1 protein-coding gene is annotated in these 584 nt (G+C 58.2%); it reads right to left on the bottom strand.

Annotated features, from left to right (window positions below; genetic code table 11):
- A partial coding sequence (locus AX702_RS21295) for a transposase (RefSeq protein WP_156455630.1) occupies window positions 1–211 on the bottom strand: 211 nt, incomplete at its 3' end.
- Window positions 212–584: the final 373 nt, after the last annotated feature.

Consider the following 584-nt stretch of genomic DNA (forward strand, 5'->3'; position numbering starts at 1 on the left):
ACTCCTTCGACCAGGTGTAATACAGGCTCTGGGCAATGCCTTCCTTGCGGCATAGTTCAGCAATGCTGTCTTCGCCACGCAGCCCATCGAGCACAATGCGGATCTTGTCTTCGGCCGAAAAATGCCGCCGGGTCTGCCGCCGGATGTCCTTCACCACCCGCTCAGCAGGGGCCTTGGCAGGCGATTTTTTCAAGGAGTGTTGGGGCTTCATCTTCGTTCCTTCGTCACTACGACGAAGCCCCAACACTCCTTAATTCACAACCTCAAATCTGTGCCATTGACGCTGACGGGGAACAGATGAGAACCTCCTGCCGGCTCTTGGACATATCGATAGCTACCAGCACGGCGCCGGCAGGCGTAGGGGTGAGCTTGGTCATGGTCGGTCAGTCTCCAAAGTGTTGTCTCGACAACCTCACTTTAGATACCTGCTGTCCGGCCATGGCTTGCCCTAATGAAGCCTGCGGCCGCTACGCGGCCTTGTCTTCATCAGGGCCATAGCGGCTCCCGAACCAGCGCTTCCCAATGTGCTATGGCAGCGAGTTCATCGCCGCCGCCGTCCAGACCTGGCTCAGGCAGATCGGCGT

Source organism: Sphingomonas sp. CCH5-D11, from assembly GCF_001557395.1.
Classification (GTDB): Bacteria; Pseudomonadota; Alphaproteobacteria; order Sphingomonadales; family Sphingomonadaceae; genus Sphingomonas.